Source organism: Pseudomonas sp. SMN5 (assembly GCF_052041925.1).
Taxonomy (GTDB): domain Bacteria; phylum Pseudomonadota; class Gammaproteobacteria; order Pseudomonadales; family Pseudomonadaceae; genus Aquipseudomonas.
In genome coordinates this window covers 97,017-103,390 of sequence record NZ_JBKGGX010000020.1, presented here as the reverse complement: position 1 = coordinate 103,390, position 6,374 = coordinate 97,017, and the positions used below count along the sequence as shown (strand labels likewise).

The following is a 6,374-nucleotide window of genomic DNA, read 5'->3' as shown; positions in this document are numbered from 1 at the left end:
AGTCGCCATCGAAAACTAAGTAACTCATTGAATTTCAAGGAGTTTTCCGTTTCGACTGCGCCGGAAGTGGGGCGAATTATAGACACCTGAAATCTGCCGTCAACCCTTAATTACGCTTTTGTTGCAGAAGATACTTTCCTGCCCTTTAAACGCGGGATCCGCCGGGCAATTGGCGGGAGCCGCAACACTAATAGCGCAGCACCTATAAACGCATATATCGCCCACTCCTGTAGATCCGCCCGCACAATCCACAGCATATGCAGCAACCCGAGACCCAGTATCAGATACACCAGGCGATGCAATTTCTTCCAGCGTCCGCCCAAGCGACGCTGGCTATAACGATTGGACGTGAGCGCCAAAGCCAGTAATCCTAGAAACCCCAGCGCTCCGACAATGATATAAGGTCGCTTGCTCAGCTCTACACCCAATTGCGACCAATCGAACCCCAATATGAAAGCGGTATACCCACTCAGGTGCAGGACCACATAGGCAAAACACCACAATCCCAACTGGCGCCTGACCGCGATCCATCCCGCCCACCCCGTCAATTTCTGTAGCGGTGTCATGCTCAACGTGATCAGCAACAGGATCAGCGTTCCCAACCCAAGCCGATCCACGAGCACCTTGCCAGGGTCAGGTCCCAGCGCGTTCGTCAGCGCCTGATAGAGCCAGAGCATCGGCCAGATTGCTGCGGCAATGAAGACGCCAATCCGCCACAGAGGAAAACGCATCAGTAATCCTTCCTCAAATCCATTCCCGCATATAAGGAAGCGACTTCATCCTGGTACCCGTTGAACATCAGGGTATCGCGGACATTGGGGCTGAACAGGCCGCTTGGCAAACGACGTTCATGGGCCTGGGTCCAGCGCGGATGATCGACTGTTGGATTGACGTTGGCATAAAAGCCGTACTCATCAGCTGCAATGCTCTGCCAGGTGGTTCTCGGCTGTTCGCTGACCAGGCTGATACGCACGATGGACTTCACGCTCTTGAACCCGTATTTCCACGGCACCACCAGTCGCAACGGCGCGCCGTTCTGGTTCGGCAGCTCGCGCCCGTACATGCCTACCGCCAGAATCGCCAAGGGATTCATTGCCTCGTCCAATCGCAGGCCCTCTACATAAGGCCAGTCGATCAAGGCGAACCCCGAGCGCTGTCCCGGCATGACCTTGGGATCCTGTAAGGTTTCAAAACGAATGTATTTGGCCTTCGAGGTGGGTTCGACGTGTTTGAGCAGCGCGGAGACAGGAAAACCGATCCAGGGGACGACCATCGACCAGGCTTCAACACAGCGCAGTCGGTAAATTCGCTCTTCCAACTGATAAGGCTTCATGAAGTCTTCCAGGCCGTAGCGTCCCGGCTTACTCACTTCACCATCGACCACTACGCTCCAGGGTTCGGTTTTCAGGGAGCCGGCATTCGCGGCCGGATCCCCCTTGTCAGTCCCGAATTCATAGAAGTTGTTGTAGTGGGTGGCGTCCTTGAACGGTGTAATGGGCTCATTAACCGTAATAGCGCCCCATTGAGTCGATGGTAGCTTCTCGGTAAACCAGGACGGCGCCTTGCCCGGCTCGACATCGGCGTACCGCGCTGCATCGGCAGCACCGGCCCAGCGCGGCAGGCTACTGATCGCCACTCCAGCCACGCTGGCGCCAAGCAGCTGACGACGAGAGAAATAGAGGGACTCAGGCGTGACGTCCGATTCTGAGCAGTCGGACGACTTGGGGATCTTGATCAGCATGACAACTCCGCAGCATTGGAGGGCAGATGCACCAATAGACTGCGGAGTATGGGGGAAATTACATTAAGGCAACATTTAGCGGCGACGAAGACGCAGCAAATATTGCACCGGTCCGGAAGCGGCATACGCGAGGAACACCAGCAGCAGGATACGTGGCGGATCGCTGAACACCACTGCAAATACCAGCACCACCGCCAGGATCGCAACGAACGGCACTCGCCCTTTCAAGTCCAGCTCCTTGAAGCTGTTGTACTTGATATTGCTGACCATCAACATCCCGGCTGCCGCCACCAGCAGCGCCACCAGGAACGACATCTTCGAACCCTGGATACCGTAGTCACTGAACGCCCAGACGACCCCGGCCACGACACCCGCCGCAGCCGGACTGGCCAAGCCGATGAAGTAGCGCTTGTCCGCCTTGCCGACCTGGGTATTGAAACGCGCCAGGCGCAACGCCGCACCTGCGACATAGATAAAGGCAACCATCCAGCCAACCTTGCCCATATCCCCCAGTGCCCAACCGAACGCCAACAAGGCAGGCGCCACGCCGAAGGCGACCATATCGGACAACGAATCGTATTCGGCACCGAATGCGCTCTGGGTGTTGGTCATGCGGGCAACGCGCCCGTCCAGGCCGTCGAGCACCATGGCGACGAAGATTGCAATGGCGGCGAAGGCAAAGTAACGACTCGCTCCTGCGCTATCGCCGGCACTCAATGCAGCCTGGGCACTCATGGAACTGATGATGGAATAGAAGCCGGCGAACAGGTTCGCGGTGGTGAACAGGTTTGGCAGCAGATAAATGCCACGATGCCGGACCTTACGGCCTTCAGCGTCATGACCTTCTTCGACATGCTCATCGATGGGCAGCAGGCTTTCGGCGTCAGGAGCCTGATTCGGCTCTTCGGGACGTTCGCTCATGGACAGTACCTTGCAACGGTGTGAAAAAATTCGACAGACGCCTGGGACGACGGTTCGGCCGCAAACGATGCAGCTTTATACCAGAAGCCGCCCACCAAACGAAAAAACGCGGCCAGGGCCGCGTTTTTCGATCAAGCTTGCGACTCAGTTCTTGGCCTTGTCGACAATCTTGTTGGCGCTGATCCAAGGCATCATGGAGCGCAGTTGCTCACCGATGATTTCGATGCCGTGGGCAGCGTTATTACGACGCTTGGCGGTCATCGAAGGATAGCCGGTGGCGCCTTCGCTGATGAACATCTTGGCGTATTCACCGTCCTGAATACGTTTCAGGGCGTTGCGCATGGCCTGACGGGATTCGGCGTTGATCACTTCCGGGCCGGTCACGTATTCGCCGTACTCAGCGTTGTTGGAGATCGAGTAGTTCATGTTGGCGATACCGCCTTCGTACATGAGGTCAACGATCAGTTTCAGTTCGTGCAGGCATTCGAAGTAAGCCATTTCTGGCGCGTAGCCGGCTTCAACCAGGGTTTCGAAACCGGCTTTCACCAGTTCGACGGTACCGCCGCACAGAACAGCTTGCTCGCCGAACAGGTCGGTTTCGGTCTCGTCCTTGAAGGTGGTTTCGATGATGCCGGTACGACCGCCGCCAACACCGGCAGCGTAGGACAGGGCCACGTTCTTGGCGTTGCCCGATGCGTCCTGGTAGATCGCGATCAGGTCAGGGATACCGCCGCCCTTGACGAATTCGGAACGCACGGTGTGGCCTGGAGCCTTGGGCGCGATCATGATCACGTCCAGGTCAGCACGTGGCACGACCTGATTGTAGTGGATCGAGAAGCCGTGGGAGAAAGCCAGGGTTGCGCCCTTCTTGATGTTCGGCTCGATCTCGTCGCGGTACAGAGCACCCTGGAATTCGTCCGGAGTCAGGATCATGACCAGGTCGGCTGCGGCAACAGCGGAAGCCACGTCAGCCACTTTCAGGCCATGGGCTTCTGCCTTGGCAACGGTGGACGAGCCTTTACGCAGACCGACGGTCACGTCAACGCCGGAGTCTTTCAGGTTGCACGCCTGGGCGTGACCTTGGGAGCCGTAGCCAATGATGGCGACTTTCTTGCCCTGGATGATCGACAGGTCGCAGTCTTTATCGTAGAAAACTTTCATGAATTACCCCTATATCCGGCCGTTCAGGCCATTCGCTAATTTGATTTAGATGCTCAGTACTTTGTCGCCACGGGCAATGCCGGTGACGCCACTGCGTACGGTTTCCAGGATCGAGGCAGTACCGATCGATTGGATGAAGCTGTCGAGCTTGTCGCTGGTACCGGTCAGCTGAACGGTATAGACGCTGGCGCTGACATCGACGATCTGCCCACGATAAATATCGGTAGTACGTTTGATCTCGGCGCGCTGGGCGCCGGTGGCCTTGACCTTGACCAGCATCAGTTCACGCTCGATATGAGCGCTTTCCGACAGGTCCACCAGCTTGACCACCTCGATCAGCTTGTTCAGGTTCTTGGTGATCTGCTCGATGATTTCATCGTGACCTACCGTGGTCAGCGTCAGACGCGACAGGGTCGGGTCCTCGGTTGGCGCCACGGTCAGGCTTTCGATGTTGTAGTTACGCTGCGAGAACAGGCCTACAACACGAGACAGAGCGCCCGGTTCGTTTTCCAGAAGCAAGGAAATAATATGTCGCATGATTAGGTACGCTCCGTCTTGCTCAGCCACATATCGCGCATGGAGCCGTCTTTGATCTGCATCGGATAGACGTGCTCGCTGGTGTCAACCGCAATGTCGATTACCACCAGGCGATCCTTCATGGCGAACGCCTCCTCCATCTTCGACTTCAAATCCTTCGATTCGGTGATGCGCACGCCCACGTGACCGTAGGCTTCGGCCAGCTTGACGAAATCAGGCAGGGATTCCATGTAGGAATGCGAGTGGCGACTGCCGTAGCTCATGTCCTGCCACTGGCGAACCATCCCCAGCACACCGTTGTTCAGGATCACGATCTTCACCGGCAGACCGTACTGCAGGCAGGTGGACAGCTCCTGGATGTTCATCTGGATGCTGCCCTCGCCCGTAACGCAGGCGACGTCGGCATCCGGGAAGTTCAACTGGATGCCCATGGCCGCCGGCAGACCGAAGCCCATGGTGCCCAGGCCACCGGAATTGATCCAGCGGTTGGGCTTGTTGAACTTGTAGTACTGCGCGGCGAACATCTGGTGCTGACCCACATCGGAGGTCACGAAGGCATCGCCTTTGGTCACTTCGCACAAGGTTTCGATCACGGTCTGCGGCTTGATCATGCTGCCGTCACCCTTGTCGTAAGGGAACAGGCCGCGATCGCCACGCCATTCATCCACCTGTTTCCACCAACTGGTCACCGCGTCCTTGTTCGGGGTTTCTCCGATCTCCTTGAGGATGGCGACCATTTCGGTCAGCACGCTCTCGACAGGACCGACAATCGGCACGTCTGCCTTGATCGTCTTGGAGATGGAAGCCGGGTCGATGTCGATATGGATGATCTTGGCGTTCGGGCAGAATTTCGCCGCACCGTTGATCACACGATCGTCGAAACGTGCGCCGACTGCCAGTATCACGTCCGCATGGTGCATCGCCAGGTTGGCCGTGTAGCTGCCGTGCATGCCGAGCATGCCGATGAACTGACGGTCGGTACCCGGATAGGCACCCAGGCCCATCAGGGTATTGGTGACCGGCAGGTTAAGCATTCTCGCCAGTTCGGTCAGTTGCGCGGAGCCGCCACCGAGGATCACGCCACCGCCCGAGTACAGCACCGGGCGCTTGGCGGCCAGCAGCATTTCGGCGGCCTTGCGGATTTGTCCCGAATGACCGCGTACAGCCGGACTGTAGGAACGCAGCTTGGCTTTTTTCGGGAAGATGTATTCGAACTTCTCGGCCGGGTTGGTCATGTCTTTCGGGACGTCGACCACGACCGGGCCCGGACGACCGGATTCAGCCAGGTAAAAGGCCTTCTTCATCACTTCCGGGATTTCCGACGCGTGCTTGATCATGAAGCTGTGCTTCACGATCGGCCGGGAGATACCGATCATGTCGGTTTCCTGGAACGCATCGGTACCGACCATGGTGCTGGGCACCTGACCAGAAATGATCACCATCGGGATCGAGTCCATGTACGCGGTGGCGATACCGGTGATGGCGTTCGTGGCGCCCGGGCCGGATGTCACCAGCACCACGCCGGCCTTGCCGGTGGCGCGGGCATAGCCGTCAGCCATGTGGGTCGCGGCCTGTTCGTGACGAACCAGGATGTGGGTCACTTCCGGTTCTTTGAACAGGGCATCATAGACATGAAGAAGAGCACCACCTGGGTACCCATAGATATATTTGACGCCTTCGTCACGCAAAAAGCGGACGAGCATCTCACCGCCAGATAAAAGCTCCACGTTGTTCACCTCTAAAACGCCAGAATACCGACCCACGAAAGGGGACGGGTCTTAATAGGTTTACTTCTCGGCAGAGCATGAGCGACGGTGGTCGCCGACTACGTCAGCACTGACTGAGCAAGTATTGGGATCGTCCCAAGTGTTGCGGGCCTTTCCCACCCAGCGCGAGGTAACGCGTTGCGGGTGTAACAGGTCGGCGCGGATATGCGCCTCATGATCTGCCGAGTGGGCCTGCTTCTGGCAGTCCCTCTACAGCGGACTTTGGATTCTTCTGTTTCGCCTTCTGC

General features: G+C 57.5%; 6 protein-coding genes. All 6 read right to left on the bottom strand.

The features are described from left to right. Window positions 1-110: 110 nt before the first annotated feature. Window positions 111-731: a protein-methionine-sulfoxide reductase heme-binding subunit MsrQ gene (gene msrQ, locus ACLEJR_RS19875; RefSeq protein ID WP_440797668.1), complete on the bottom strand. Its 621-nt coding sequence runs from the start codon at window positions 729-731 to the stop codon at window positions 111-113. Then, window positions 731-1,741 (bottom strand): protein-methionine-sulfoxide reductase catalytic subunit MsrP, encoded by a 1,011-nt coding sequence (msrP, locus tag ACLEJR_RS19870; RefSeq protein ID WP_440815954.1) that lies wholly within the window; start codon window positions 1,739-1,741, stop codon window positions 731-733. The genes msrQ and msrP overlap by 1 nt, the downstream gene beginning before the upstream one ends. Before the next feature lie 75 nt (window positions 1,742-1,816). Further along, a complete protein-coding gene (gene pssA, locus ACLEJR_RS19865) occupies window positions 1,817-2,662 on the bottom strand; it encodes a CDP-diacylglycerol--serine O-phosphatidyltransferase (protein ID WP_440815953.1) in 846 nt (281 codons plus the stop codon). A 144-nt stretch (window positions 2,663-2,806) separates the two neighbouring features. Then, window positions 2,807-3,823, bottom strand: coding sequence for a ketol-acid reductoisomerase (ilvC, locus tag ACLEJR_RS19860; protein WP_042728776.1), 1,017 nt, complete (start codon window positions 3,821-3,823; stop codon window positions 2,807-2,809). A gap of 45 nt (window positions 3,824-3,868) precedes the next feature. Then, on the bottom strand, window positions 3,869-4,360 hold the full coding sequence (gene ilvN / locus ACLEJR_RS19855; protein ID WP_003205610.1) for an acetolactate synthase small subunit: 492 nt from the start codon (window positions 4,358-4,360) through the stop codon (window positions 3,869-3,871). A gap of 2 nt (window positions 4,361-4,362) precedes the next feature. Continuing rightward, on the bottom strand, window positions 4,363-6,087 hold the full coding sequence (locus tag ACLEJR_RS19850; protein WP_440815951.1) for an acetolactate synthase 3 large subunit: 1,725 nt from the start codon (window positions 6,085-6,087) through the stop codon (window positions 4,363-4,365). Window positions 6,088-6,374 lie beyond the last annotated feature (287 nt).

Coding starts and splice junctions, on each gene's coding strand:
- msrQ (WP_440797668.1), bottom strand. CDS start 731: ATGCGTTTTCCTCTGTGGCGGATTGGCGTCTTCATTGCCGCAGCAATC.
- msrP (WP_440815954.1), bottom strand. CDS start 1,741: ATGCTGATCAAGATCCCCAAGTCGTCCGACTGCTCAGAATCGGACGTC.
- pssA (WP_440815953.1), bottom strand. CDS start 2,662: ATGAGCGAACGTCCCGAAGAGCCGAATCAGGCTCCTGACGCCGAAAGC.
- ilvC (WP_042728776.1), bottom strand. CDS start 3,823: ATGAAAGTTTTCTACGATAAAGACTGCGACCTGTCGATCATCCAGGGC.
- ilvN (WP_003205610.1), bottom strand. CDS start 4,360: ATGCGACATATTATTTCCTTGCTTCTGGAAAACGAACCGGGCGCTCTG.